Raw genomic sequence first — 25,215 nt, 5'->3', positions numbered from 1 at the left:
ATAGCTAAATACTCACTATTCGTTTTTCAGGAGGATTTATCACTCCTATGTAATGAACGCTCCAAGAAGGTACCTTGACCGCCAATAGAGTGTCCGCGAATGAAATAAGGCACTTCTAACTTACAAAAGAAATCCCCTAATGCCATTAACATAGTAATCAAACATATTATTTCCTCTTAAAATCAAACTATTAAACTATTACACTTTAATATATTTTTCATATACTATTTTATCTTTCTAAAGAAAGGAGGAAGAATGAATGCAATCACCTTGTATTTTAGAAGTCAATGGTCAATTCTTTTTAGTCACTGAAATTGATGATGTAGCTACACTTAGAATCAATTTATAAAATTTTTCTTATTTAGGCAAGTTCTTCATTATCCATTGTTTAATTAACTTGGCGACTTGGGGCGGCGAAGTGGTAGAAGTGTCTAAAGTAGGTATTGGTGGTACAGATGTATTGGCTTCTTGAACTAACTTCTCAGATCGTGCATTCATATATTTTATGCTGTCAGCCGTCCATTTGCCACGAGCCGCTAATCGTTGTGTACGTGCTTCACCGTTACAATAAAGATGTAGGTAATGAACTGGATTAAATAAAGGGTAATGGACGCAAATTTCAACATTATATGGATCGGGTACATTGCCGAATAATACGGAATTACGTCCGGAATAAGCACTATAATAGGCAACTTTCAACCAATTATCACATGCTGTTTGATAATCGTCATTGTTAACGATAAGATCCATATCAATTCATTGAAATCCACCATGATTTTCTGCAATTCCAGTGAAGTTGCTGATTTACCTGAGCCACTAATGCCAGTCATAATAAAAAGAGGGTAAGTCATGATCATCACCTTCCAGAATGTTAAGGAAATTTTCCACTTTATTTATTAGTATGTTGAAACTGTTTATTTGCATCTTTTTTTTTACCCAGAATGAAAAAAGAACTTTGCCTCTAAAGGAATGGGATTCTTCTTTACGACTATTGACTGGCCTATATAAATGAATGTACTTTTGAATGTAGACGTTGTGTGTATAAAGAAATTCACAGGATATAGACAGGAGGATAATTATGTATGTTAGTCAAACCAGGGATCATGAAGTAATTGCAAAATTAAATCGAAATGTTCACAATCTGCATGCAAAACTATATCCTAAATTTTTTAAGGAATATAATTATAGTGCAATGAAAGAAACTTTCAAAAGTTTGGTTGCAAATAACAGTTTTGTTTTTCTAATTTTAAAAGAACATGAAGAAGCGATCGGTTATGCATGGATTGAAATTAAGAACTATCCAGAAAGCGCTTTTAAAAATGCGTATAAATCAGTATATGTGCATCAGCTTAGTATCGTTGAAAATCAAACCCAAAAAGGTTACGGGAAAAAACTAATGAATGAGGTCTATGATATTGCCAAAAAGAATGATATAGATTTAATTGAACTGGATTATTGGTTTGAAAACATAGCTGCAAAAGAGTTTTATCAAAAACAAGACTTTAAAAAGTATAGGGAGTTTGCATTTAGACAGTTGTAAATCCTTTGAATGTCAATTTTCAAAGGTTGGCGGAAGGAATTAATAAAAAAACCCCGAATCGGGGTTTTTTTAATTAATATCTTAACATTCTCCTCGAAAAACGGGGGGGCTGAGGAACTCCACAAACAAAGCTTTGGGTATAACATTCTGCCATGACACTTCTGGTATGCGGAAAATTATGTTTATACGTGATGAAGTGTTTATTCACGGTAGTTGTATGTGTCGGGTGAAAAACCGGAATGACAGTGTTAATGACATTAGTTTTGACATATTGCTTTGCTGGGGAGATTTGAGGTGGATCATACTGAGTTGGCATACTGTGAGGTGGGCAATATTGTGGTGGACATTGACCGCCTTTCGGATGCCTCCAGGGCTTATTAAACATTGGAACACCTCCTGGATTTTTTTTGAAAGTCATTGTTAGTTTATGAAAATAAATGATAAAGGGACTAGTATAAATGCCTTTATCAAAAATATCCGGGGCATATCAGATCTTTCACTCATTTTTAAAAAATCGATTATGCATTAATTTAAACGAATTCGGTTAATCGCTTGACGAACAAAGGACTTGTGTCTATTCCGCCAGTTATCTTCTTTGCTCTTTTCCAAGCCCCATTCAGGAAATGTAGATAACCGTAATGCGGCAAATAATTGCCAGTAAGGTAAGTTTGTAAAATTTACCTCAGGCATCATCGATTTATATTGATTGGTGAAGTCATTCATCGCTTGCATTCCAAAATGATATAAAATTTCAAGTTGACTATTGGCAAGGTCAGCCAAAGGGTCCCCTAAGCCTGAATCTTCCCAGTCAATTATGGAAACTAGTTTATCCTCTTTCCATAATAGGTTTCCCGGCCAATAATCACCATGAAGGATCACTTCCTTATTCATGGAAGGTAGAGGCATGAATGATTTTAATAAATCTCTAATCAAGCTCAGATTTAATGTATCGTCCAGGATTACCCTATCTTTATTATTTAACATCTCGATATATGTATTCTCCAATTTAGGCAGGAATGATAAAGATAGATTCGTACAATCAACACGATGGATTTTTGCTAGATTGATTGCCGATTGTAAGATATGATCATTAAGATTTGAGGGTATGAACTCTGACTTGCCCTCAATAAACTCGATAAGTATGCATGGCTTGGAAAAAATCTCGCACGATTGCTCGAGGTAATATGGCATCGGTACAGGCAAACCTGCAGCTTTCAATATCCCTAAGAGCTTGTGTTCATCTGCTGCAACATTTGGATTCCGTTTTAAGTCATTATCACCATGCTGACGAACGATCATTTTTATGATCCGCCCTGAAGCTCGTAATATTTCAAGTCCTGTAACCTGAGCAGAAATTCCGCCTTTTAATTCCCATGCGCGAACTAGCTTGCTTCCTTGATCAAACTTTTGAACCAATTGTTCAAACTTACCATATTCATTCATCATACGAACTCTCCTTTTAAAATTTAAGCTAACCTTATACAGGATAAGTTTCCAGATAACCTACGTAAAAATTAAGGCATTATGTTAGAACTTCAACAAATGAAACCAATAGCTTGTTAGACACGTAGAGTAATCTATACAAAGTGAGGTGTGGACATTGAAAATAGAAAAATGTAAAGTGGAACCACCAAATGGGACGTTACAATATAATATTAGTGGAAAAGGCAAACCAAATATAGTTGATTAACGGTGGCTCTGGACCGATAGAGGGTTGGATGAAAATACTACCGGCAATTTCGGAAGCATACTCTTTATTTTCCTATAATCGCTTAGGTGTTGCTGGCAGCGATAAACGGAAGGCAAGCCAAGACGCGATAAGTATTGTTAACACTTACGTGAAGCATTAACTATCGTGGGGTTTGAACCTCCATACTTATTGGTTGGACATTCGCTAGGGGGCCTGGCGAATGTCATCATATAATGCCAACACCTTTAGGGGTGTATTTTTTTTGGAACTGTAGCCGAGAAGAAGAATTCTTTATTTTGAAATTTCTTTAATCGATAGTTATGTGTACAAGCACTCTTTGATACGTAACATAAGATTAATAGAGGTGATAGAAATGGTAAAAGTATTTATTGATCCCGGCCACGGCGGTACGGATCCAGGCTCGGTGGGGAATGGATTGAGAGAAAAGGATTTAACTTTATCCATTGCAACTCGAATTAAAGATATATTATTAATAGAATATAATAACGTTTCTGTAAAAATGAGCAGGACCCAAGATACGTACCCCTCTTTAAACGATAGGACGAATGCAGCAAACGCGTGGGGAGCTGACTTCTATCTCTCCATCCACATTAATGCCGGCGGAGGCACTGGGTACGAGGATTACATTTATACGTCCACTAACCAGATTACGAAAACGTATCAAGATCATATTCATTCAGAGGTCATGAAGCTTATCAACATCCAAGACAGAGGACAAAAAACAGGAGATTTACATGTGCTCCGTGAAACCGACATGCCTGCACTACTGACTGAAAATGGATTTATCGATAATGTCAATGACGCAGCCAAATTGAAAACGGCATCCTTTATCGAATTACTGGCTCGCGGACATGTAAACGGTTTAGTTAAATGCTTCAATCTTACAAAGAAAAGTACAGCTGTATACCACACTGTCGTAAGTGGTGACACCGTATACTCCTTAAGCATTGCTTATGGAAGTACGGTTCAGCAAATTAAAGATTGGAACGGTCTTGACAGTCAGTACACCATTACAGTAAACCAGAAATTGCGGGTGAAATGAATAAGTAATAGTTGATGGTTAAATTATTTTTAACTTCCAGAAGCACACCACGCAGGAAGCCCTTCTCAAAAAGAGAGGGGCTTTTCCTTGTTCAGGAAAAATTCATGTAATGAAATAACGAGTACATTCTAATGTCCTATTTGAGTACTTGGATATTAGCGGAAGAAGTGAAAGGGGAATAAAATGACGAAAATATTATTGATCTCTACTCCTTTACTAATGTAAGGTATGCTTTTTTATAGGCTGACACAAATTTAAATGGATTCTTTGTAAAGACATATAAAAAGGATCCATACTAAAAAGCACAAACCATGATGGCTTTTACCTAATATGTATCAGCAAATAAGAGAACTGAAGGAATTGTATCTATGTATTGTTGCTCATTATTTTTTTATTTTGAAACCCTCTAAATGATATTAATCGTATATTTTAATGGCTTGAACCACTTTTCCTAAAATTCGGACTCTATCATCTTTGATGTTATAGGTTTTTTCTTCATAAAAAGGATCCGTGCTGCAGGGGGTGAGTGTGATGTTTTCTTCAACGATATTCACTTTTTTGACCGTAGCATCGTGACCATTTACCAAGACCACTCCAATTTTTCCGTTTTCAACGTAGGTTGTTTTTTCAACGAGAATCAATGATCCGTCACTGAATTCTTTGTTCATGCTATTGCCATTCACTCTAAGGAAAAAATATTCTTTATTCGATTTTAGCATCGAATTTAATGTCGGCATATAGGCTTCTATATATTCGTTGGTGAAATTAGGCTCCCCAGCAGGGATATTACCATAGACTCCAATTAATCTAACATTCTTTTCAGTTAGAAATTCCATTCCAGGAGTATTTTTAACGATAGGTGCTCCTTCAATGAGGTGGGATAGCGGTATTTCAAAGCATGTGGACATCATGCTCAATTTATCCATTAAAGGTTTATTCCGTCCGGATTCCCAAGCTGATACTGCCGTTGGGGCCACCTTTAATATATTTGCCAAATCTTCTTGTGTCATTTTTCTTTCTTTTCTTAACATTTTAATCCGTTCACCAATGTGCATATTTCTTCACCTCTTACTTGAATATACACCATGAGTGAAAGTGAGTAAACTTAAAGTGCGTGAATTTTACGAAAAAATGTTGGTAACTATACTTCAAGTGTGATATTATTTTTTTAGATAGGTGGTGACAAGATATGACAAACGTTAAGTTCACACTAAAACAAGCGAGGAAGTATAAGGGTTTAACACAAGAAGAAATGGCTAAAGTGCTGAAAATGGCCAAGAGGACTTACATTGACTATGAGCAATATAAGATTCCTTTGCGAATCGATAAGGCTTATTTGTTTGCTGAATGTGTAGGGTTCTCGATCGACGATATCATTTTTTTTGACCCTCACCTACACTTCAAATGTAGTTGAAGGGTCAAGTGTATCAGCGTTTCTTCACCAAAGTAGCCATTTCTGGGACAAGATTTAAGTAATGATGGAAAGAGGGGGAAAAAGGGGAAAGGAAAATTATATAAACAAATTGTACAATCGGAAGGACGAGTTATCCCTGATAATATTTATCCAGTTCTCATTGTGAGATATGGGTATGTAGGGTGGTGGGGAGTACTTAAAGGAGCTAAATATCGCAGCCAATTGCTGTGAAAGAATTTTTTTCAACGATTTACTTAATGAGGATGGACTTCAAAACACCATGAATAGGAGCAATTGGACAGTGGCAAATTCGAAGAATAATAATTGGACGATCATAAAAAAATTCAAGCCCTATATCCTTTGCAGGAGAAGGGCTTATTCTCTTTTTCTTCGTGAACATACAGCATCGATATAAGGATTTCCTCCATAAGTATATTTTCATAAATGGAAAATGACTGTATACATAAATTGAATTGAAGGCGAATCTTCATACTATATCTCCATTTTTTATGAACTTCTTCTAGTTTTTTTCTCCCATCTTTATGAAGATAGCAGGTAATGGTATGCAAAAGTACAAATATATACTAATGAAGGACTGGAAGGAGGGCGTTGATAATAGGATGAGTTCGAAAAAATTCCACTTGATATTGGAGGAGATAACAATTGAAAAGGAATGTAATCAATTATGTCGTTTTTCTTGTCCTCATTCTAACCATTTTAATTATGGCTAAGCCAGACATTTCCTCAGCAGGAAAATTGATGCCTCCTTCCGAAACTTTCAGTCCAGGGGATTGGTTTCTTGGAAGCATTCCTCCCAATCTTGATACAAAGAAACCGCCGATCGTGTTTGTTCAAGGCAAAAACGGCAGTTCAACCAGCTGGTACGGTGAAACGGAATATCATGGTGTCAATGATATGTATACCAAGGCATATGAAGCGGGCTACCAAACTGTTTTTGTTCAGCTTCATGATTCAGCTGGAAATGGATCAGTGAGCCAATATGCTAATGGAAGGCTTTTAGCTCAAATGCTTTCAGAAATCAGTAACCATTTCGGGGGCGAAAAAGTAAATATTATCGCTCACAGCAAAGGGGGCCCAGATACCCAAGCGGCCCTAGTACACTATGGAGCACACCAATATGTTGGAAGGGTGATCACTTTAGCTTCCCCTCATCATGGTTCTCACCTAGCTGATTTGGCTTATAGCTGGTATGCGGGCTGGCTCGGTTCCCTATTAGGTCAAAAAGATGAGGGAACTTATTCTTTACAAGTTGGTAAAATGGCGGAATTTCGTTCTGTCACCGATAACCATGTTAATTCTCGTAAAAACATGTATTTCACTGTGGCAGGCTTGAACAGAGGCCCGGCTTTATCAGCCTTATCAATGGGTGGACAATATTTATCCTCATATGGGGAAAATGATGGTCTAGTGAATGTATGGAGTACAAAAATACCCTATGCAACACATTTATTTTCAGATCCCAACTTTGACCACGACCATATTCGGGTCGGTTCAGCTGTATTTTCAAGAATTGAACCATATTTAAGAAGCACTTCCACCGCTGGGATTCCTGAATATAATGTCAATTATAAAGAACGAGTTGAAGATAATGTCATCACAACCGCACTCGCTCAAACCGTACTGGGTGATGTCCTGAAACAGAATGTCTGGATCGAACAAAGCTTCCATGTAAATGAAGCAGCTCCAGGTAATATAAACATTTATACAGCCTCAAATGATGTCGAGGTTGAATTGATTTCTCCATCCAATAAAAAGTATTCACCTTCCTTAAAGGTTCATTCAGCCAAAAATGAATCTTCCTTTTTTAATGGTGCAACCATCCAATCATTCAATAGAAACAACCTTGAAATTGGTGATTGGAAAGTTCGAATGAAGACTAAATCGCCCAAAGACGCCTACCTGTTTACAGCACAATTTAACGAAAAGAATCCCATTACATTAAGTATGGCAGGTAAAGTTAAGCAAAAAGATGCAAAATTTTTAATAAAAAACCCAATGAATGATAAAAAAAGGCCAATCAGCACAACATTTTTGGTTCATCTAATAGATGAAACAGGTAATGAAATTAGTGAAAAAAGCTCAATTAAGGTAATGGATACCGAAAATTTTACTGGCACCCTTCCAGAAGTACCTAAGTCAGGTGTTTATAATGTAACGATAGATGTCAAGGAAAAAAATGTGGATGGTACTGAAAGAACCCGGACGCTTATTCGTTCGGTCTATATTGAGAAGTAGTGCTCTCTTATTTGAGGGTATCAGACTGTAGACAAATTCGAAGTTTGCCTACAGTTCTATTCTTAAAAAAAGATCCAGTTGATTTCAGAAATCGCTCCCATTCTGCCGACTGTCTGCCAAGCCTCCTCGGCTGAAAGCGCCTGTGGGGTCTCGGCTAGCCAGTTATTCGGCAGGAGTGTTGCAAATTTCTTCAATCTATTAAGGGTTTCATCCCATATAAATAATTCATGAAGGATAACTAGGTCTTTTTTTGTCCAAACTAATGCCTTCTCTTAAATGAGAGGGTCTTTTTTTGGATGAAAGTGGGGGGAGGGTGATATAACCAAGTCAGGTTCCCTGGCAATAAAAGATTTTATGAATTTCAACGAGTGACAGCCGTATTGATTTATTCCGCCTTTTGATAAGATTCTTTATAAGATAAAATACCAGTTTTGAGTTCAACGTACTTGTCAATGCTTGCATAGCCATGAACCATCCCGTTTAAATTCCTGCAACCAAATGATGTCGATGGCAATGAAAATGGAAATGAATTAGCCAATAACCAAAGCGATGGCAGGGATGAATTTTGGATGAATATGAAACATGACCTAATAAGTTGAGTAAGAATCATGATGGCAGGAATGGCTATCACTGCATTTTCTGTTAGTTTAACCGCTAGATTCCATGAAGTTGATATTGCTGGTGTTGCAGTAAAAGCACTCACAGAAGAAGGTCATCATAGACTAAACCAAAAGAAGACAGGGAACATATAAAAATATGAGCGATTTTTGACTTTTTAGCTACCGTTTTCTATACTTAAACCGATTGGTCTTCATAATTAGTAGGAGGAAATTTAATGAAAGTCAAAGGGGAGACAAGAGAAAGAATTATTCAAACTGCTGCATATCTCTTCCAACTTCAAGGGTATCACGCAACAGGTTTGAATCAAATTATAAAAGAGAGCAGATCACCTCGTGGTTCTGTTTATTATCACTTTCCAAATGGAAAAGAAGAACTAGCCATTGAGGCTGTAAAATATACAGGAAGATCTATTGAAGAACAAATCAAAGAAAGTATGGCCCAAATCTTAGATCCTGTTGAAGCCATCCAACATTTTATTGGCGTAACAGCCAGCCAGTTTAATGACCCAGAAAATGTTGAGGGAATTCCAGTTGGCTTGTTAGCTAGTGAAACAGCCTTAATAAGTGAGCCTCTAAGATGTACATGTGTTGAAGTTTTTAAGAGTTGGGCAAATGTGTTTGCAAAAAAGTTAATCCAACATGGATTCGAACATGAAGAAGCAGAACAGCTTGGAATGACGATTAACTCAATGATTGAAGGCGGTATTATGTTCTCACTAGCTCATAAAGATAAACAGCCACTTTTACTTATTTCAAAGCAAATTCCAGTGATTGTACAAAAAAAAGGGTAGCATTTTGTTACTCTTTACTTTATAATCAAAACTTATAGACCGGTCGGTACAATAATTATGTAGAATGGTCTATTTATAAGGAGGGGATTAAATGACATCATTAGTTAATAAATTACCAGAAGAAAAACTGCCTTATATACTACGAAATGGGGAAGGTCCTCGCTATCTCTTTGGACGACAAGTAGCGACAGTTATGGCAAATGGAAAAAGTACAGGGGATATGTTTGAAATTGTCTTATTTTCAGGTGGAAAAGGAGATTCTTTCCCTCTTCATCTTCATAAAGAAACGCATGAAGGCATTTTAGTTTTAGACGGAAAAGTAGAACTTATCCTTAATGGAGAAAAGCACCTTCTTGTATCGGGTGACTACGCTCATATTCCAGCAGATACGACCCACGGCTATAAAATGCAAAGTCATCGCACTCGTTTTGTTTCATATACAACGAAAGGGAAAGTTGCGAACTATTATGCTGAAATTGGTACACCTTATCAGTATGTAGAGCATCCTCCATTTGCAGAAGAATTGTCTTACGAGCGCTTCTTACAAGCTGCAGCAGTTTCTGATATTGAGTTTGTATCGAACGAGGAAAACTTAGAAACTGAAGTAAAACTTGTGGCAAATTCAAAACGTCCTGATGAAGTTGTCCCGTATGTCCTTGAGTCTGGAGAAGGGGATCGCCTTTTAACCGGTGACCAGCTTCACCGAATTGTGGCAGCTCAGACCAATACCGATGGACAATTTATCGTTGTTTCATCGGAAGGTCCAAAAGGTGACCGGATTGTTGATCATTATCATGAGCATCATACAGAAACGTTTTACTGCCTAGAAGGTCAAATGACAATGTGGGCAAATGGAGAGGAAATTAAGCTAAACCCAGGAGATTTCCTTCACGTTCCTGCTCACACTGTTCATTCATACCGTCTGGATTCTCCTTATACTAAGATGGTAGGAGTACTTGTTTCAGGTCTATTTGAACCATTCTTCCGTACTTTGGGAGATCTATATGAGCATCATATTTTCCCAGCTGATCCTCAGCCACTACGTTTTGATCGAGTAATTGCAAACATTCATAACCTCGATTTAAAGATGGCAGATCAAAATAAAGGATAAGAAGATGATGAGGCTAGAGAGAAAAAATTTCTCTCTAGCCTTAATTAATCAACCTTTATTCCAGATTAGAGAGAAGGAGAAAAATGAAAAAAGATCTGATAGAAATGAATGAAAAAAGAAAAGGAAAACTTATCTTAATTTTAGCATTTGCAATGGTAATTTCGGTCATGAACTCGACCATGTTTAACATTGCACTACCTACTATTACAAATGAATTTCATCTGCAACCATCACAGGCAGGATGGATTGTGACAGGATATATTATTGTCTATGCCATTGGATCTGTCATGTTTGGAAAGCTCGCTGATAAATACAAGTTGAAAAATTTATTAACAGTTGGTCTGCTCATTTTTGCATTTGGATCTTTAATGGGTTTTTTAGCACCAAACTTTTCGTTTGTTTTAGCAGGACGAATCATACAAGCGATGGGAGCTTCTATCATGCCGGCTACATCCATGATCATCCCAACTCGGTATTTTACACCTGAAAAACGAGGAAGAGCATTAGGGATTACATCCTCAGCGACAGCCTTTGGAACAGCTGTTGGTCCCATTGTTGCGGGACTTGTGACAAACTTTATAAGTTGGCGCTATCTCTTTGTCATTTCGCTGCTTATTCTCCTGACGCTTCCGTTCTTTAGAGTTTTTCTAGATAATGAGGAAGAAAAGGTAAAAAATAAAACAGATTTGATTGGAGCCGTTTTACTTGCCGGAACACTTGCTTTGCTTCTTTTAGCTATTACGCAAGGGTCTTTATTACTTGCTTTTATCGGAATTGTCTTCTTTGTTTTATTTTTATGGAGAATTCGAGTGGCTCAAAATCCTTTCATACAAGGGAATTTATTTGAAAATAGAACTTTCTCTGCGGGGCTACTTGTCTCAGCTCTAAGTTCTGGGATTGGGTTTGGTATACCGTACCTTACACCTCTTTTACTTCAAGGGGTTAATGGGCTGTCTCCAATGCTTAGTGGACTTGTAATGTTTCCTGGGGCGGCTCTTGCAGCTATCCTAGGGAGAAAAGGCGGGAAGCTCGCGGATCAAAAAGGAAATGGATTTGTGGCATACACAGCATTATTATGTTTCTTTTTAGGATATGGGATTTTGTCAATTATTGCAGGTTCCTCTCCATATATCATTATGATTGTGCTTATTTTTGCTTATGTTGGTCAAACATTTATTCAAATTGCATTAGGTAATAATGTGTCACGTTCGCTACCAAAAGAACAAGCAGGTGTAGGTATGGGCATTTATATGATGATGAACTTTATCGCAGGGGCTACAGCTACTACACTAATTAGTAAAGCATTAGAAGTTAAAAATGCAAGTCTTCAACTTAATCCATTTTTGTTAGATCACAATAGTTTAAACTACAGTAATATCTACGTCGTTCTTGCAATTTTAATTGTGATTGTTACCTTAATTTATATGAGTAACTTTCGAAAAGAAACTATAAAAAGTCATTAATAAAAGCAGGGGTCAATTTATTGAACTCCTGTTTTGTTGTATATAAATATATGGAGAAAAAGATTACAGAAAACCAATGCGGGGTACGTCTCGGATCCAATATATAGAAAAACTGGTGAACCTTATCGGAACAAGCGATTTAACTAAATATGATGCAAGCATTGAAGAGGTTTATCATATTGTCAAGTAAGGGGATTCCGTCTCTGCGTTTGCAAAAGCATACGGTTCTACACAAGTGCAGATTCAACAGTGGAACGGTTTGGTCGATCTTAACCCCATTAAAGTGAACCAAAGATTAAGAGTGAAATGAATTTTATCTGGGCGCTAGAATAAATTCCATCCGTTATAAAGGATGTTTAAATTCCCATGAAAACTTGATTCTATTAAAAAATATATCAATATCTACTCTTCCATAAGCATATTGAGAGAATTCAAGACATAAATTAAACAAACAAAAAAAGCGCGATTAGCGCTTTTAGTGTATTTGTCTATATAAGCCTATTACTTTTCCAAGTATCGAAACATCTCGTAAAATAATTGGTTCCATATTCGAGTTCTCAGGCTGAAGCCTTATGTAATCCGGTTCCTTAAAGAATCGTTTTACAGTGGCTTCATCATCTTCCGTCATGGCCACGACGATATCTCCATTATTGGCATTGCTTTGTTGTTTCACGATGACATAATCTCCATCATGAATTCCTGCTTCGATCATACTTTCACCCATGATTTCCAGCATGAATACATGGTCATCATGCGGAACCATGCTTTCGGGAAGCGGAAAGTATTCTTCTATGTTCTCAATGGCCGTTATCGGCATTCCCGCTGTTACTTTACCAAGTAACGGCACGTTCACGACATTGGCTTTTGGAATATTGTTCGCTTCCTCCAAATTCATGATTTCAATGGCCCTTGGCTTGGTTGGGTCACGTCTAATCAGGCCTTTGCTTTCCAGGCGGGATAAATGTCCGTGTACTGTTGAACTTGAAGCAAGTCCCACCGCTTCGCCAATCTCCCGTACGGAAGGTGGATACCCTTTTTGGCGGACCTCTTCTTTAATGAAATCAAGAATATCTTGCTGCCGTTTTGATAGTTTAGTCATTTGTGCACCTCTTCCCCAATGTTCTTTGCTACATTATAGCATGGCCCCCAACTCTATACAAACATAAGTTCGAATTTTCTTGTTGACTGAAACAAACGTTCGTATTATAATTTGACCATAACATACGAACGAACATTCGCTTTGGAGGGATATTTATGAAAAATTTATACAAAAATTATATTTATACGATTCTATTAGCGGGATCTGTATTCATCTTTTCAATTTTATTCTCTTGTACATTGAACAATGATCCAAAAAAGGATTTCCTTTCTATAGAAGTAAGTGAAGGTGATACCCTATGGGGAATTGCCGAAGAATATGAAGAAGCAAATTTGACAAAAAAAGAATTCATTGGTTGGATAGAAGAGCATAATGGAGTCAGGGCGGATTCAATTAAACCTGGTCAAGTCATCGTCATTCCGGTTAAAGGGGAAGAAATTGTCCAGAATTTGGCCAGTGAGCAGTAAGTAGTGAAGGTAGGGTATTATGAAGGCGGTAATCTATTGTAGGGTCAGCACAGAAAAAGAGTCACAGGAAACATCATTGGCAAGGCAGGAAGATGAATTAGTCAAATTGGCAGAAAAGATGGATGTTGAAGTCATTTCCATAATAAAAGAACAGGCAAGTGGTTATGAGTTGAATCGGGATGGCATTTTTGACATGCTCGAACTATTTAAAACTAAAGAAGCTGAAGTACTATTAATCCAGGACGAAACAAGATTGGGAAGAGGGAATGCCAAAATTGCCCTTTTCCATGTCATCCTTAAAGAAGGTGTGAAAATTTATACGCTCTCACACGATGGGGAGCTTGAGTTATCGGATTCGGATGCCATGGTCATCCAGATAGTCGGTATTGTAGAAGAATATCAAAGGAAACTACATAATCTTAAAATAAAGCGCGGGATGATAAGAGCCGTTGAAAAAGGGTACCGTCCTCAAAAAAATCTTCAGAATCAAAGGAATTCCACTGGAAGGGACCGTATGGAGATTCCTATTGAAGAAATTATTAAACTTCGGGCCAATGGATTGACATTTGCAGAAATCGCAGCCACTTTAAGGGGCTTTGGATACAATGTTTCCAAGGCCACTGTGAACAGGCGTTTTCTCGAACATCAAATGAATGCAAAGGAAAGTCAATCATAGAACTTGTAATTTCGCTTTTTTTTTAATACCATGACAATATCCGGAGATTATGAAGGAGCGAAATTATGTTATCAAAAGAAAAAATAGCCCGTATTAATGAACTTTCTAAAAAGGCAAAGGCTGAAGGTTTGACGGAAGTTGAGGCGAAAGAGCAAACCCAATTGAGAAGTGAGTATTTGGAAACTTTCAGAAAGTCCATGACCGATACGTTGGAGCATGTGAAAGTCGTCGATCCCGAAGGTAATGACGTCACTCCTCAAAAGATAAAAAATATAAAAGAAAAAAGAAACTTACATTAATGCTTCTGATAAAACATTCCGTTTGGGGATGCTATTAGCATTTAGGAGTAAAAAGGGAGTGCATTCATGTATGTATTCTCCTATTTAGTTTAATCTAAATAGGGGACTTCTCTTATTTCTAGAAAATTTTAATATTGGGGCAGTAAATAGTGATTTTAGTTGTGATATTATGCTTGTCACTATAATATAAAGAGGTACATTACAGGAAGGGATGTTTTTACAATATGTTAGATAAATTAGATGCACTTTCTATCAATACGATTCGTACATTATCAATTGATGCAATTGAAAAGGCTAATTCCGGCCATCCAGGTATGCCAATGGGTGCAGCGCCGATGGCGTATAAACTATGGACCGAATATATGAACCATAACCCGAAAAATCCAGATTGGTTTAATAGAGATCGCTTTGTTCTTTCAGCTGGTCATGGATCAATGCTGTTATACAGCCTTCTTCATTTATCAGGCTATGGCTTATCTATCGAAGATTTAAAAAGCTTCCGTCAATGGGGCAGTAAAACTCCAGGACATCCTGAATACGGACATACGGCTGGTGTAGATGCAACTACCGGGCCGCTTGGACAAGGTATCGCAATGGCAGTCGGAATGGCAATGGCAGAACGCCACTTGGCAGAAAGCTATAACCGCGACTCTTATAATGTTGTCGATCATTATACATATAGCATTTGTGGAGATGGAGATTTAATGGAAGGTGTTTCTGCAGAAGCCGCTTCATTAGCTGGACATCTACAGCTCGGAAGACTTGTTGTTTTATATGATTCTAATGATATCTCCCTTGACGGCGACTTAAGTCAATCATTTAGTGAAAGCGTAGCAGACCGTTTCAAATCTTATGGATGGCAATATATCCGCGTTGAGGATGGGAACGATCTTCAGGAAATCGCTAAAGCGATTGAAGAAGCGAAAACCGACGATGCACGCCCGACATTAATCGAGGTTAAAACGGTTATTGGTTACGGTTCACCAAACCGTTCAGGTAAATCTGCTGTTCACGGCGCTCCGCTTGGTGCAGATGAGCTGAAATTGACAAAAGAAGCATATAAATGGACATTCGAAGAGGACTTCCATGTTCCGGAAGAAGTGTATTCACACTTCAATGAAGCTGTAGTTGATGCAGGCGCTCAAAAAGAAGAAGCTTGGAATGAATTGTTCAAAAATTACAAAGAAGCACATCCTGAACTAGCACAGCAATTGGAGCTGGCCATCAAAGGTGAACTGCCTGCTGAGTGGGATCAGGAAATTCCGGTCTATGAAGAAGGTAAGACATTAGCTTCCCGTGCTTCAAGTGGGGAAGTACTAAATGCGATCGCCAAAAGGGTCCCTAGCTTCATTGGGGGTTCTGCGGATTTAGCCGGATCTAATAATACTGCCATCAAAGGTGAGACTGATCTATTGCCTGGTAATTACAGTGGCCGTAATATTTGGTTCGGTGTACGTGAATTCGCTATGGGTGCGGCTTTAAATGGAATGGCACTTCATGGTGGATTAAAAGTATACGGAGGAACATTCTTCGTATTCTCTGACTATCTACGTCCTGCAATAAGAATGGCAGCACTAATGGGACTGCCTGTAAACTATGTATTCACTCATGACAGCATTGCTGTAGGAGAAGACGGACCGACTCATGAGCCAATCGAACAATTGGCATCGTTGCGTGCAATGCCTAACCTAGGTGTGATCCGTCCAGCTGATGGCAATGAAACGGCAGCAGCCTGGAAAGTGGCTATGGAGTCTACAAATAAACCAACTGCCCTTGTCCTGACTCGTCAAGGATTGCCAACAATAAAAGACACTTCCGAAACTGCGTATGAAGGTGTTTCAAAAGGGGCGTACATCATCTCTGCTGCTAAGAAAGAAGTAGCTGATGCATTACTTCTTGCGACTGGTTCCGAAGTGAACTTGGCTGTGGAAGCACAGAAAGCTTTAGCGAACGAAGGAATTGATGTTTCGGTAATCAGCATGCCATCATGGGATCGATTTGAAACTCAATCTAAAGAATATAAACAAAGCGTAATCAATCCGGCAGTGAAAAAACGTCTAGCCATCGAAGTGGCTTCACCGTTTGGTTGGGATCGTTATGCAGGTGATGAGGGTGAAATATTGGCCATCAATCATTTTGGAGCTTCTGCACCAGGCGGTAAGATCATGGAGGAATTCGGCTTCACTGTAGAAAATGTAGTTGCTCGTGTAAAGGAAATGCTTAAATAATAGTAATGGAGAACTGACACCAACTAGTTTGGTGTCAGTTTTTTTATCAAAACAATCCTATTTTATATTGCGTGCTCCTATTCTAAAGGAAATCTCCTATTCGACAAAAAAAGAAGAAAATTTCTCCAGCAAACAACATATCTTTTTAGTTTGTCAATATATAATGAGAATAAATAAATTTCGTTTAAATGTGTCAATTAAAGGGGAAAGTCATCAATATGGAAAATAGTGGAGAGGGTCCTGGTGGTTAGATGTTTTCGTGACCAAAATAGGAAAGCTAGGAGGTATTGGCTGATGAGAACCTATCAAATTTATTTAATCGAAGATGAATTTGCCCATCATTATTATGGAAGAGAAAAGCTATTTTTCAATTTGTTTTTGGAGTATATTCAAGCAAGGGGCAGACTGAAGAGTATTTTGCAAAAACAAATCGAATATGTCACCAAAACAGTCCCGATTATCCAGTTGCAGTTAGCTATTGAACAACGTTTGCAAAAAAAGATGAATTATTGGACTCAAAATGGAAAATACTATTTAGAAAAAACAAACGGATCAAGTAAAGCCGTTTTAATCATTCAGAATGATTCCATTACCCTTAAAGCTGAAGGAGACTATGAAGCGGAGACGGCTTTCTTTGAAAGCATTCGAAAATATGAAGCGAGTTTTCTGGCCATTGATTTTGAACATGAAAAATACGGTTGGTTAAAACCGATAAAAGAAAGAAAATTTGTCTAAATGGGGGACTTTTCAGTAGCGGGTATTGTATAATAACCTTTGGTCTAGTACACTGATGTTAGACAACACGAAGGAGGAAATAGTATGTGGGTTTACATTCTAGTTGGCGTACTGGCATTGATTGCTGGAGTAGTGCTGGGATTTTTCATCGCTCGTAAATACATGATGGATTACTTAAAGAAAAATCCGCCAATTAACGAACAGATGTTGAAAATGATGATGATGCAAATGGGTATGAAACCATCCCAAAAGAAAATTAATCAAATGATGAGCGCCATGAATAAACAACAAACAAAATAAGATAGCAATTATAAGATAAGCAAATCATAACTACCATGAAGAGTGAATCTTTCATCATAAATTTTTCTTGTTTTTGCTTTATCTTTCATTTACTAATCCGAAACTTCTTTCTCTGGTGGAAACTCTAAATCAGAGAGAGGGGTTTTTTTGTGTTGTTAGGGGATAAAGCAAGGGGGCTTGAAAGGTTTAAAATAGAAAGAATTAGTTCATGAGACTTTCATGATACTACTCAGGATTCATCAAATTCAGAAACTTAATATATTTCATGTAAGGTTCCTGAATTTGAGTGCCTGGCCATTCAAATTTCATATAATAATCATGGTTTTAACACCACTTTAATGCATCCGTCTGTCCTTGTATCGAATACTTGGTAACCATGTTTAGCTTGATCCAATGGCAGTACGTGGGTTACGACATCGCCAGGATCAACTTTCCCTTCAGATATAAGATTATAAAGATATGGCATATAAGGGATCACAGGAGCTTGTCCGGTTTTGATTTCCACGTTTCTTTGAAATAGATCTCCTAGCGGAAAGCCATTATAACGCCCTCCGTAAGCACCCGTTATTTGAATGGTTCCTGCTTTACGGACCGCTTGGGAGGCGATTACAATACCACCCATAGCACCGCCATGAAGCTTAAGCCCCGTTGCAAGATATTCCATAGGAGTCATTTTTCCGCTCATGCCTGAACAGTCAATTACGATATCAGCTCCGCCTTTAGTTATTTCTTTGAGATATTCCCCTGCGTTTTCATAATGTTCGAAATTAACGATTTCGACTTTATTTGTCCGTTTTGCATGTTCCAGACGATAATTGAGATGATCGACGGCAATGACCCTTTTCGCTCCTTTGAACCAAGCGAATTTTTGTACGAGTAATCCAACGGGACCGCAGCCTAAGATGATTACAGTATCACCTGGTTTTACTCCTGCATGGTCAACGCTCCAAAATGCGGTTGAAGCTGCATCGGCAAGTAATATCAATTTTTCATCTTCAATCTCACAGTCTTCTGGAATCTTAAAAGGAGTGAAATTCCCATAAGGAACCCGCATGTATTCTGCTTGTCCTCCAGCATACCCGCCAGTTGTTTCTGAATAACCAAAAAATCCGCCCATTTCCCCATGAGGATTCGAGTTATCGCACTGACTTGTAAGGTCGTTGTCGCAATACCAGCAGCTTCCGCAGCTAACGTTAAAGGGGATGATTACACGATCGCCCTTTCTTAATTTATTTACACCAGGACCAACTTCCTCCACAACCCCCATTGGCTCATGACCAATAATATAATCCGTTGGCATATTGGGTATCATTTGATGAATCAAGTGCAAATCCGAACCGCAAATGGCCGAAGCAGTAATTTTTACGATGATGTCATCAGAATTTTTGATATTGGGGTCTTTAACCTCTTTGACCTGCACATTTTTATTGCCCTGGTAAGTTACGGCTTTCATTAAACTTCCTCCTCTATTTATTCGGCGTTGCGAACATACCGAGTCTATCCGTATCGTTAGGAAACAATTTCATCCCAGCGATGCTAACGGCCATAACGGCTGATTTCAAATCCAATTCAACTTGTTTTCCTACATCATTTGGATAAAGCCAGCCTTTACTTATCATTAAATCGGATATTTCAGCATGCAGATCAATGGATTGCTCCATTTGCTGGTACAAGGTTTTACGCAATTCTGGACTTGCCGTTTCTGACAAAGCAATACCATACGTATGAATCCCGTTTTTGACCGACAGGAGGAAATCCAAGGCAATAGCGGAATCTGCCATTTCAGGCATATGTTCAGCACCTTGGGGATCTAAAAAGTCCATTTCCATTAAAGCTCACCTCATTGTTTATAGTTTGTTCGTGCACTTTCGTAAAAAGTCTTAAGTTCATTAATGGCTACTATGGATTGCTGTACGTCTTTTTCCATTAATGCCTTTAAATCATTGTCAAAACAAATTCCTTGCATTAATTTGGATTTCATTAAGCATATTGTTTTAAGATTTAATATTTCATGGGTTTCCATGGTCTCGTGAAATGCGAGCTTTTCATTTTCCATTAACTCACCTCCTAAGATTATGTAACAAAAGTAATTTTCCCTATTCAACACTCAGGTATACAGAGGACTACATGTTGTTTTTCTAGTGGTTTTAACCTTCTAAAAAAATGAATAAGAGCTTTCGAACAACGAAAGATAAGGAAGTGATTGTTAATGAAAGGAGAGATGCTTCTAGTGGAAAAGTTGGGACTGCATGAAACGTTAGAACTGCATGAATTATTGAATTTCAAAAGCCTTTGTCTATCAAAATCTTCTACAATGAATGGGTTAGTCCAAGATACGGAATTAAAAAACATCCTTTTACAAGACATGAGTAACGGAAGAGAGCATATTCAAAAATTACAGGAAATCCTGGTAAATCAAGGCGAGGGAAGACAATGACTAACATTTTGCAAAATATGGCGGGTATGGGCGGTATGACCGATCAGGTGATTGCTACTGACTTTCTCAATTCTGCCAAATCTGGAATAAGAAATACGGCTTTCGCCATAACAGAAACAGCTTCACCTGAATTGAGGGCTGCATTACGGGAACAGCTGAGGTCTGCTGTAGAAACACATGGGTTAATAAGTGATTATATGGTTTCAAAAGGTTATTATCATCCTCAGGATATAAGTGAGCAATCGCAGGTGAATCTAAAAGCGGCTAATACGGCATTGAATCTTTCTCAACGATGAGATTATCAGTTTCCCAAATAAATTAATGAAATTCCCTCAATCCTTTGTGTTAGGGGGGATTTCATTACAATCATAAAGTAATCAACAAAGTTGAGGACTCAGTTGAGGTTTTTTGAGTTGACTTTATCAACTGTAAATATTAAAATTACAGTAATCTCCTTGAGGAGGATGCGAAAAGTGAATAGTGATTTTACAATAGCTGTGCATAGTTTGGTCTATTTAGCTTATCTACCAGATCATATGGCAAGCAGTGAATCTATCGCAGAAAACGTTTGTACAAACTCGGCAAGGATTCGGAAAATGATGAGCTGCTTAAGGAAAAAGGGATTTGTTAAAACTAAAGAAGGTGTGGGCGGAGGCTATATTCTAGACTGTAATCCTGAAGAGGTAAGTTTGGCAGATATTTATATAACGGTCTCACACGGAACCTTGAAACCAAAGTGGTGTACAGGTGATCCGGAGAAAAAATGTGTCATATCTTCCAATACCCAGGTAGTCATGGATCAAATATTCGATGAAGCTGAATTATATTTTGAAAAATATTTGGAAGACATAACTCTCAGCACTTTTTTGGAAAAAATTAAACAATGTCCGTGATATTGATTTAGTTTTTTCTTTGCACAAAATGTATATTTTATTAATACAGTTAATAACTATAGTTTTATTATCAAATGAATATAAAAGGGGTGTTAAGGAAATGGTTGAAAACAATCTTTTCAAAAATGGGGACTGGGTACAGGGAAAATCAAGAGATGGAGAACTTATCCATGGTTTCGTTGAAAACGTAAGCGATAATCGTGAAATTGTTAAAGTGAATGTTGTGGAAAGTGACAATGAAAAAGCGGTTGGGAAATCGATTTGGATTCCGAGTAAATGGACTGAAAAACTGCCGGATCTGGAAATCAGTAACGAAACTCATCTTTTGGCCTTAATTGAGTTGGCTTTACTTTCTAAAGATGAAACATGGTTTATGGAGTTATCCGGTAAATTGGAATCCATCAAAATCCATCCGAAAATGAATGCCAGAAAATCAGGGTTTTTTATCCCGGGAAATAGAATCACAAAACTTGATTTAAATAGATGATGAGTAAAGACCATAAATATTTCGGATAATATAAGGAGGAAATGAACATGACAATAGAACATGTAACAGATGATAATTTTGCTAGTGAAATAAAGGAAGGTTTAGTATTGGTTGATTTTTGGGCACCGTGGTGCGGTCCGTGTAAAATGATTGCCCCAGTGCTTAATGAAATCGATGTGGAAATGGGTGATCGGGTTAAGATCGTAAAACTTAATGTGGATGAGAATTCAGATACGACAAGTGAATATGGAGTGATGGGAATTCCAGCTCTTATTCTTTTCAAAGATGGGGAAAAGGTAGATCAAGCTATTGGCTTCCAGCCAAAAGAAGCCATTTCGGCATTAATCGCAAAGCATGCATGATTATTATAATAATTTACGGATGTTATTTATCAACTTATACCAACCAACAGGGTAGGTAACTAAATGGAGGATTACTAAATGAATTCTAAATATACGCCACTTTTTGAATCGTACAATTTAGGAAAGGGAATAGAATTGAAAAATCGATTGGTGATGGCGCCAATGACAAATTTCTCTTCCAATCCTGACGGGACTGTTACCGACGCAGAAGTTAATTATTATGAACGTCGGTCAAGCGGGGTCGGCATGGTTATAACGGCATGTACTTACGTGACGGCTAATGGAAAAGGTTTTCACGGGGAATTTGGCGGAGATCAGGATGAATTGATACCTAGTTTAAGTCGTTTGGCAACAGCGATTAAAGCGAAAGGGGCAAAGGCAATTCTCCAGATTTTTCATGGCGGCCGTGAGGTTCCACCGGAATTAGTAAATGGTGATGTTGTCAGTGCAAGCAATATCCCGTCGGAAGGCGAAGGGAAAGCAATTCCGCGTCCGCTATCTGAAAAGGAGATAGAATCGATCATTCTCGACTTTGGTGAAACCACCCGACGTGCCATTGAAGCGGGATTTGACGGTGTCGAGATTCACGGTGCAAATGGTTACTTGCTTCAGCAATTCTTTTCGCCTCATTCAAACCGTCGTGAAGACAAGTGGGGCGGTTCCCTTGAAAAGCGCCTGACTTTTCCATTATCGGTTGTGGATGAAGTGAAAAAGGCTGTTGCTGAACATGCCAAGGATCCGTTCATCGTAGGATATCGTTTTTCACCGGAGGAGCCGGAAACACCAGGAATCACCATGGATGATACACTTGCATTGATTGATGGACTTGTAACAAAGGAGCTGGATTATCTTCATGTTTCATTAATGGATTTCTGGTCGAAAGCAAGACGGGGAGCCGACGTTGACCGACCTCGGATAGAAATTATAAAAGAACGTATCGGAGATCAAGTTCCCGTCATTGGTGTTGGTTCCATTTATACAGCGGATGATGCGATCAAAGCACTGCAATCCGGGATTCCGTTAATCGCATTAGGCCGTGAAATCATAATCGATCCTGAATGGGTACAAAAAGTGGAACAAGGCAGGGAAGCAGACATCGTGACAAAAATAAATAAAGATAATCAGCAGCAACTTGATATTCCGGATCCATTATGGCAAGCGATCATCCACTCTCCAGGATGGTTTCCAGGGATAGAATAAATAAACGTAGTGAAGTAAAAAATGCATGATGGTTTTCAAATAACCCCGGATAAGGAACACAGATAAAGTGCTTCTTATCCGGGGGTTTTATGATTATGGAGGCATCATTTATATGAGTGAGAATTTCAAATTGCATCCTTAAAAGAATGAACATATACGTATTGTCCAATATACCCTTTATGCTTGGTTTTACTAGTAGAAGCCCTTATATCATATGAACCAGCCACACTAGCACTTGGTTCCCAATTACTTGGAAAATACTTGATGGCATAATCAATCCAACGTCCATTTCCTTGTTGATCTTGAGAATATCTGTGCAGGTGTTGTTTTACTTTCCCTCCACTAGTTGGCAGGTACAGTCCTGAACTTGAAGAGAAACCAATTGTCAGTGTTTTTAACCATTGAAAATTACCGTATATATAAAATTTATCTTCTTTTGAACGATCACTTTTTACTTTATATATAGTTCCACCTAATTTTAAAGTTGTTGCAGCAATAGATGCAAAAGTGCTGATATGCCCTGGTTTAGTAACTGGATCATATATAATGATAAATTCCGATCCAGAAACTATTACTTGAGCCTCCTATTCAATTAATCGTCTAGAAACTTCAATAGGTAAATCCTCGGATTCTTCATGAGTATTGCCGACTTCATTTGCAAGATAATCCAATTCTTCTGGTGTCAGTCTTTCTCCGCTAACGCTTGTACCATTTTCCTTGATCTTTTTATAACTGTATTTTTCTGGTTTCAAGAGTTAAAGAATATTCCTCGAAGTAAGGTTAATAAATAGTAAATGAGATAATGTCATCACTCGGGGATGTATAATGTTTATCTTGGTATTTTTTTTTACTGGATTCTAAATATCTATCGTTTGTATTCTGATAGAATTAAAGTACCATTGATTTCTATTATCCTCAGGATGGGATAAGAGCACTTTAACTGTCTCTGAGAGCATTTAACTTAGTTCTATTAAAAATAGCGGTTCTTTTGTTTCACTGAGGACACTCCGGAGATAAAAAACATGAGGTTATGATCTTTCTCATTAATACTGTACGCTAATTTTCCTGAATTTAGGTTTTAGTTTTTAGACATGATATTACAAATTTGGTACTTTTGTTTGCAGTATATGAATACCATCTTTGACATTTATATAGGCACTAGAATTATGAAATTCTCCAAATTGGAAATGGAGGAACAGAATGAATCGGATTCATTAATTCAGCGCTTTTGGTGAAAAAACTATCGATTAACAGGGATGCATAGGCGTTTCAATATTGAAACCATCTAATTTATATATAGGATAACCTTTAGCAATGGGGAAAAAGAAAAAACACGGAGTGGATTAATCCAACTCCGTGTTTCATATTGAGATTAGCATATCCAAGCGATTTCTTAAAATAGAAAGGAATCAAGTGAGTATGGGCCAGCTCCGGTTAGCGCTATGCCAATCGCCACTGCAAGGATGGCAAGATTATATTCATAACCGTTTTGAGTTGCCCAGTAGCCATTTGCTCCATGGACTTTAACGATTGCAACGAGCATTGTAAGTGCAATTAATATACCTGCAAAGGGTGTAAGGAGACCTAAAGCAAATAAAGCTCCGCCAATAAGCTCTGATAGACCAGCAAATAGGGCCATGGTAACTCCTGGCTTCATGCCAATCGAATCAAACCAGCCTCCTGTACCTTTTAAGCCATGACCGCCAAACCAACCAAATAATTTTTGAGCCCCATGACCAACAAACGATAAACCGATTACTACACGTATAACTAATAAACCTATACCAATCATTTATGATTCCTCCTGGAATTTATTTTGAATTTAGATATCTTCAATTCGAGATTATTATTAAAAAAATAAGGAGTGTTATCTCGAATTAATTTATCTTTAATTAAAGATAATATGTTTTGAGAGATTTGTCAAACATAATTTTATCTCTTAAGGCTTATTCAACAGGGAATGTTTTTGAAAACAGGTGAGCTCAGCCTGGAGCGAAACAATAAATCAGAACCGTAACACATTCCTTTATTGTACTGTAGGTGGCCTTCAGCATGAATTTCACAGTAGCAATTAGGGTCTTCAA

The 25,215-nt window shown here is 37.8% G+C and carries 31 protein-coding genes; 20 read left to right on the top strand and 11 right to left on the bottom strand.

The window, feature by feature from the left end; translation table 11 throughout:
• The first annotated feature begins 455 nt into the window (after positions 1–455).
• Positions 456–596: a hypothetical protein gene (locus tag J7E52_RS18270; protein WP_214749597.1), complete on the top strand. Its 141-nt coding sequence runs from the start codon at positions 456–458 to the stop codon at positions 594–596.
• 99 nt (positions 597–695) lie between these two features.
• On the opposite strand, the gene J7E52_RS18265 is transcribed toward J7E52_RS18270, so the two are convergent.
• Positions 696–851, bottom strand: coding sequence for a hypothetical protein (locus J7E52_RS18265; RefSeq protein WP_214749594.1), 156 nt, complete (start codon positions 849–851; stop codon positions 696–698).
• 227 nt (positions 852–1,078) lie between these two features.
• On the opposite strand from J7E52_RS18265, the gene J7E52_RS18260 reads away from it, so the two are divergent.
• Entirely contained in the window at positions 1,079–1,540 is a 462-nt protein-coding gene (locus tag J7E52_RS18260) for a GNAT family N-acetyltransferase (protein WP_214749591.1), read from the top strand.
• Positions 1,541–1,613: 73 nt separating this feature from the next.
• Here J7E52_RS18260 and J7E52_RS18255 read toward each other — a convergent pair whose 3' ends face one another.
• Both J7E52_RS18255 and J7E52_RS18250 read right to left on the bottom strand, forming a co-directional pair.
• Complete coding sequence (locus tag J7E52_RS18255) at positions 1,614–1,856, bottom strand: CotD family spore coat protein (RefSeq protein WP_286197886.1); 243 nt, start codon at positions 1,854–1,856, stop codon at positions 1,614–1,616.
• Between the two features lie 209 nt (positions 1,857–2,065).
• Positions 2,066–2,986 carry an aminoglycoside phosphotransferase family protein gene (locus J7E52_RS18250; RefSeq protein ID WP_286197869.1) on the bottom strand — a complete coding sequence of 307 codons (921 nt, stop codon included), beginning with the start codon at positions 2,984–2,986 and terminating at the stop codon, positions 2,066–2,068.
• A 617-nt stretch (positions 2,987–3,603) separates the two neighbouring features.
• Between J7E52_RS18250 and J7E52_RS18245 the strand changes: the two genes are divergently transcribed.
• Positions 3,604–4,293, top strand: coding sequence for an N-acetylmuramoyl-L-alanine amidase (locus J7E52_RS18245; RefSeq protein WP_214749586.1), 690 nt, complete (start codon positions 3,604–3,606; stop codon positions 4,291–4,293).
• A gap of 416 nt (positions 4,294–4,709) precedes the next feature.
• On the opposite strand, the gene J7E52_RS18240 is transcribed toward J7E52_RS18245, so the two are convergent.
• Positions 4,710–5,348 carry a LexA family protein gene (locus J7E52_RS18240; protein ID WP_214749583.1) on the bottom strand — a complete coding sequence of 213 codons (639 nt, stop codon included), beginning with the start codon at positions 5,346–5,348 and terminating at the stop codon, positions 4,710–4,712.
• A 134-nt stretch (positions 5,349–5,482) separates the two neighbouring features.
• On the opposite strand from J7E52_RS18240, the gene J7E52_RS18235 reads away from it, so the two are divergent.
• Both J7E52_RS18235 and J7E52_RS18230 read left to right on the top strand, forming a co-directional pair.
• Positions 5,483–5,707 (top strand): helix-turn-helix transcriptional regulator, encoded by a 225-nt coding sequence (locus tag J7E52_RS18235; protein WP_101221641.1) that lies wholly within the window; start codon positions 5,483–5,485, stop codon positions 5,705–5,707.
• Positions 5,708–6,430: 723 nt separating this feature from the next.
• Positions 6,431–7,963 carry an esterase/lipase family protein gene (locus tag J7E52_RS18230; RefSeq protein ID WP_286197885.1) on the top strand — a complete coding sequence of 511 codons (1,533 nt, stop codon included), beginning with the start codon at positions 6,431–6,433 and terminating at the stop codon, positions 7,961–7,963.
• Positions 7,964–8,348: 385 nt separating this feature from the next.
• Here J7E52_RS18230 and J7E52_RS18225 read toward each other — a convergent pair whose 3' ends face one another.
• The gene (locus tag J7E52_RS18225; RefSeq protein WP_286197867.1) at positions 8,349–8,666 is read right to left on the bottom strand and encodes a hypothetical protein; all 318 of its coding nucleotides are present in this window, start codon (positions 8,664–8,666) and stop codon (positions 8,349–8,351) included.
• Between the two features lie 132 nt (positions 8,667–8,798).
• Between J7E52_RS18225 and J7E52_RS18220 the strand changes: the two genes are divergently transcribed.
• From J7E52_RS18220 to J7E52_RS18210, 3 genes are all read left to right on the top strand, one after another.
• A complete protein-coding gene (locus J7E52_RS18220) occupies positions 8,799–9,374 on the top strand; it encodes a TetR/AcrR family transcriptional regulator (protein WP_214749577.1) in 576 nt (191 codons plus the stop codon).
• Between the two features lie 91 nt (positions 9,375–9,465).
• Positions 9,466–10,485, top strand: coding sequence for a quercetin 2,3-dioxygenase (locus tag J7E52_RS18215; protein WP_214749575.1), 1,020 nt, complete (start codon positions 9,466–9,468; stop codon positions 10,483–10,485).
• Between the two features lie 83 nt (positions 10,486–10,568).
• On the top strand, positions 10,569–11,948 hold the full coding sequence (locus J7E52_RS18210; protein ID WP_214749573.1) for an MFS transporter: 1,380 nt from the start codon (positions 10,569–10,571) through the stop codon (positions 11,946–11,948).
• 475 nt (positions 11,949–12,423) lie between these two features.
• Here the strand turns inward: J7E52_RS18210 and lexA are convergent, their stop codons facing one another.
• Positions 12,424–13,047, bottom strand: a complete 624-nt coding sequence (lexA, locus tag J7E52_RS18200; RefSeq protein WP_214749570.1) for a transcriptional repressor LexA — start codon at positions 13,045–13,047, stop codon at positions 12,424–12,426.
• 155 nt (positions 13,048–13,202) lie between these two features.
• Here lexA and yneA point away from each other — a divergent pair, with 155 nt between their 5' ends.
• From yneA to J7E52_RS18170, 6 genes are all read left to right on the top strand, one after another.
• The gene (yneA, locus tag J7E52_RS18195; RefSeq protein WP_214749567.1) at positions 13,203–13,514 is read left to right on the top strand and encodes a cell division suppressor protein YneA; all 312 of its coding nucleotides are present in this window, start codon (positions 13,203–13,205) and stop codon (positions 13,512–13,514) included.
• A 19-nt stretch (positions 13,515–13,533) separates the two neighbouring features.
• Positions 13,534–14,190, top strand: a complete 657-nt coding sequence (locus J7E52_RS18190; RefSeq protein WP_214749564.1) for a YneB family resolvase-like protein — start codon at positions 13,534–13,536, stop codon at positions 14,188–14,190.
• 65 nt (positions 14,191–14,255) lie between these two features.
• Positions 14,256–14,489 carry a DUF896 domain-containing protein gene (locus J7E52_RS18185; RefSeq protein WP_137020072.1) on the top strand — a complete coding sequence of 78 codons (234 nt, stop codon included), beginning with the start codon at positions 14,256–14,258 and terminating at the stop codon, positions 14,487–14,489.
• A 224-nt stretch (positions 14,490–14,713) separates the two neighbouring features.
• The gene (gene tkt / locus J7E52_RS18180) at positions 14,714–16,717 is read left to right on the top strand and encodes a transketolase (protein ID WP_214749560.1); all 2,004 of its coding nucleotides are present in this window, start codon (positions 14,714–14,716) and stop codon (positions 16,715–16,717) included.
• A 294-nt stretch (positions 16,718–17,011) separates the two neighbouring features.
• Positions 17,012–17,452, top strand: coding sequence for a sporulation inhibitor of replication protein SirA (gene sirA / locus J7E52_RS18175; protein ID WP_214749557.1), 441 nt, complete (start codon positions 17,012–17,014; stop codon positions 17,450–17,452).
• Between the two features lie 84 nt (positions 17,453–17,536).
• Positions 17,537–17,752, top strand: a complete 216-nt coding sequence (locus tag J7E52_RS18170; protein ID WP_034312934.1) for a YneF family protein — start codon at positions 17,537–17,539, stop codon at positions 17,750–17,752.
• Between the two features lie 316 nt (positions 17,753–18,068).
• On the opposite strand, the gene J7E52_RS18165 is transcribed toward J7E52_RS18170, so the two are convergent.
• The 3 genes from J7E52_RS18165 to J7E52_RS18155 are packed head-to-tail and all read right to left on the bottom strand — an operon-like array spanning position 18,069 to position 19,808.
• On the bottom strand, positions 18,069–19,205 hold the full coding sequence (locus J7E52_RS18165; RefSeq protein ID WP_214749554.1) for a zinc-dependent alcohol dehydrogenase: 1,137 nt from the start codon (positions 19,203–19,205) through the stop codon (positions 18,069–18,071).
• A 13-nt stretch (positions 19,206–19,218) separates the two neighbouring features.
• Positions 19,219–19,581: a spore coat protein gene (locus J7E52_RS18160; protein WP_214749551.1), complete on the bottom strand. Its 363-nt coding sequence runs from the start codon at positions 19,579–19,581 to the stop codon at positions 19,219–19,221.
• 11 nt (positions 19,582–19,592) lie between these two features.
• Complete coding sequence (locus J7E52_RS18155) at positions 19,593–19,808, bottom strand: spore coat protein (protein ID WP_214749548.1); 216 nt, start codon at positions 19,806–19,808, stop codon at positions 19,593–19,595.
• Positions 19,809–19,961: 153 nt separating this feature from the next.
• Between J7E52_RS18155 and J7E52_RS18150 the strand changes: the two genes are divergently transcribed.
• The 6 genes from J7E52_RS18150 to J7E52_RS18125 all read left to right on the top strand — a co-directional run bounded on the left by J7E52_RS18150 (position 19,962) and on the right by J7E52_RS18125 (position 23,131).
• Positions 19,962–20,189 carry a hypothetical protein gene (locus J7E52_RS18150; protein WP_286197865.1) on the top strand — a complete coding sequence of 76 codons (228 nt, stop codon included), beginning with the start codon at positions 19,962–19,964 and terminating at the stop codon, positions 20,187–20,189.
• Positions 20,186–20,485 carry a spore coat protein gene (locus J7E52_RS18145; RefSeq protein ID WP_214749545.1) on the top strand — a complete coding sequence of 100 codons (300 nt, stop codon included), beginning with the start codon at positions 20,186–20,188 and terminating at the stop codon, positions 20,483–20,485. The genes J7E52_RS18150 and J7E52_RS18145 overlap by 4 nt, the downstream gene beginning before the upstream one ends.
• Positions 20,486–20,662: 177 nt before the next feature.
• Positions 20,663–21,082: an RrF2 family transcriptional regulator gene (locus J7E52_RS18140; RefSeq protein WP_101221650.1), complete on the top strand. Its 420-nt coding sequence runs from the start codon at positions 20,663–20,665 to the stop codon at positions 21,080–21,082.
• 100 nt (positions 21,083–21,182) lie between these two features.
• Positions 21,183–21,569 (top strand): hypothetical protein, encoded by a 387-nt coding sequence (locus tag J7E52_RS18135; protein ID WP_214749542.1) that lies wholly within the window; start codon positions 21,183–21,185, stop codon positions 21,567–21,569.
• A 47-nt stretch (positions 21,570–21,616) separates the two neighbouring features.
• A complete protein-coding gene (trxA, locus tag J7E52_RS18130) occupies positions 21,617–21,931 on the top strand; it encodes a thioredoxin (RefSeq protein WP_214749539.1) in 315 nt (104 codons plus the stop codon).
• Positions 21,932–22,009: 78 nt separating this feature from the next.
• The gene (locus J7E52_RS18125; protein WP_214749536.1) at positions 22,010–23,131 is read left to right on the top strand and encodes an NADH-dependent flavin oxidoreductase; all 1,122 of its coding nucleotides are present in this window, start codon (positions 22,010–22,012) and stop codon (positions 23,129–23,131) included.
• 584 nt (positions 23,132–23,715) lie between these two features.
• Here J7E52_RS18125 and J7E52_RS18120 read toward each other — a convergent pair.
• Complete coding sequence (locus J7E52_RS18120; protein ID WP_214749533.1) at positions 23,716–23,883, bottom strand: hypothetical protein; 168 nt, start codon at positions 23,881–23,883, stop codon at positions 23,716–23,718.
• Positions 23,884–24,524: 641 nt separating this feature from the next.
• Positions 24,525–24,923: a DoxX family protein gene (locus J7E52_RS18115; protein WP_214749530.1), complete on the bottom strand. Its 399-nt coding sequence runs from the start codon at positions 24,921–24,923 to the stop codon at positions 24,525–24,527.
• Positions 24,924–25,215 lie beyond the last annotated feature (292 nt).

This window comes from Bacillus sp. ISL-34 (assembly GCF_018613325.1).
Taxonomy (GTDB): Bacteria; Bacillota; Bacilli; order Bacillales; family DSM-1321; genus Peribacillus.
This window is presented reverse-complemented; position numbering and strand designations above follow the sequence as displayed.

Excerpts from the sequence above, each read along its gene's own strand:
- J7E52_RS18190 (WP_214749564.1), top strand. The coding sequence starts at position 13,534 with ATGAAGGCGGTAATCTATTGTAGGGTCAGCACAGAAAAAGAGTCACAG.
- J7E52_RS18125 (WP_214749536.1), top strand. The coding sequence starts at position 22,010 with ATGAATTCTAAATATACGCCACTTTTTGAATCGTACAATTTAGGAAAG.
- J7E52_RS18160 (WP_214749551.1), bottom strand. The coding sequence starts at position 19,581 with ATGGAAATGGACTTTTTAGATCCCCAAGGTGCTGAACATATGCCTGAA.
- J7E52_RS18145 (WP_214749545.1), top strand. The coding sequence starts at position 20,186 with ATGACTAACATTTTGCAAAATATGGCGGGTATGGGCGGTATGACCGAT.
- J7E52_RS18150 (WP_286197865.1), top strand. The coding sequence starts at position 19,962 with ATGAAAGGAGAGATGCTTCTAGTGGAAAAGTTGGGACTGCATGAAACG.
- J7E52_RS18265 (WP_214749594.1), bottom strand. The coding sequence starts at position 851 with ATGACTTACCCTCTTTTTATTATGACTGGCATTAGTGGCTCAGGTAAA.
- J7E52_RS18215 (WP_214749575.1), top strand. The coding sequence starts at position 9,466 with ATGACATCATTAGTTAATAAATTACCAGAAGAAAAACTGCCTTATATA.
- J7E52_RS18245 (WP_214749586.1), top strand. The coding sequence starts at position 3,604 with ATGGTAAAAGTATTTATTGATCCCGGCCACGGCGGTACGGATCCAGGC.
- J7E52_RS18165 (WP_214749554.1), bottom strand. The coding sequence starts at position 19,205 with ATGAAAGCCGTAACTTACCAGGGCAATAAAAATGTGCAGGTCAAAGAG.
- J7E52_RS18235 (WP_101221641.1), top strand. The coding sequence starts at position 5,483 with ATGACAAACGTTAAGTTCACACTAAAACAAGCGAGGAAGTATAAGGGT.
- J7E52_RS18210 (WP_214749573.1), top strand. The coding sequence starts at position 10,569 with ATGAAAAAAGATCTGATAGAAATGAATGAAAAAAGAAAAGGAAAACTT.
- trxA (WP_214749539.1), top strand. The coding sequence starts at position 21,617 with ATGACAATAGAACATGTAACAGATGATAATTTTGCTAGTGAAATAAAG.
- lexA (WP_214749570.1), bottom strand. The coding sequence starts at position 13,047 with ATGACTAAACTATCAAAACGGCAGCAAGATATTCTTGATTTCATTAAA.
- yneA (WP_214749567.1), top strand. The coding sequence starts at position 13,203 with ATGAAAAATTTATACAAAAATTATATTTATACGATTCTATTAGCGGGA.
- J7E52_RS18250 (WP_286197869.1), bottom strand. The coding sequence starts at position 2,986 with ATGATGAATGAATATGGTAAGTTTGAACAATTGGTTCAAAAGTTTGAT.
- tkt (WP_214749560.1), top strand. The coding sequence starts at position 14,714 with ATGTTAGATAAATTAGATGCACTTTCTATCAATACGATTCGTACATTA.
- J7E52_RS18135 (WP_214749542.1), top strand. The coding sequence starts at position 21,183 with ATGGTTGAAAACAATCTTTTCAAAAATGGGGACTGGGTACAGGGAAAA.
- J7E52_RS18260 (WP_214749591.1), top strand. The coding sequence starts at position 1,079 with ATGTATGTTAGTCAAACCAGGGATCATGAAGTAATTGCAAAATTAAAT.
- J7E52_RS18185 (WP_137020072.1), top strand. The coding sequence starts at position 14,256 with ATGTTATCAAAAGAAAAAATAGCCCGTATTAATGAACTTTCTAAAAAG.
- J7E52_RS18155 (WP_214749548.1), bottom strand. The coding sequence starts at position 19,808 with ATGGAAAATGAAAAGCTCGCATTTCACGAGACCATGGAAACCCATGAA.
- J7E52_RS18240 (WP_214749583.1), bottom strand. The coding sequence starts at position 5,348 with ATGCACATTGGTGAACGGATTAAAATGTTAAGAAAAGAAAGAAAAATG.
- J7E52_RS18270 (WP_214749597.1), top strand. The coding sequence starts at position 456 with ATGTATTGGCTTCTTGAACTAACTTCTCAGATCGTGCATTCATATATT.
- sirA (WP_214749557.1), top strand. The coding sequence starts at position 17,012 with ATGAGAACCTATCAAATTTATTTAATCGAAGATGAATTTGCCCATCAT.
- J7E52_RS18170 (WP_034312934.1), top strand. The coding sequence starts at position 17,537 with ATGTGGGTTTACATTCTAGTTGGCGTACTGGCATTGATTGCTGGAGTA.
- J7E52_RS18255 (WP_286197886.1), bottom strand. The coding sequence starts at position 1,856 with ATGCCAACTCAGTATGATCCACCTCAAATCTCCCCAGCAAAGCAATAT.
- J7E52_RS18230 (WP_286197885.1), top strand. The coding sequence starts at position 6,431 with ATGGCTAAGCCAGACATTTCCTCAGCAGGAAAATTGATGCCTCCTTCC.
- J7E52_RS18220 (WP_214749577.1), top strand. The coding sequence starts at position 8,799 with ATGAAAGTCAAAGGGGAGACAAGAGAAAGAATTATTCAAACTGCTGCA.
- J7E52_RS18115 (WP_214749530.1), bottom strand. The coding sequence starts at position 24,923 with ATGATTGGTATAGGTTTATTAGTTATACGTGTAGTAATCGGTTTATCG.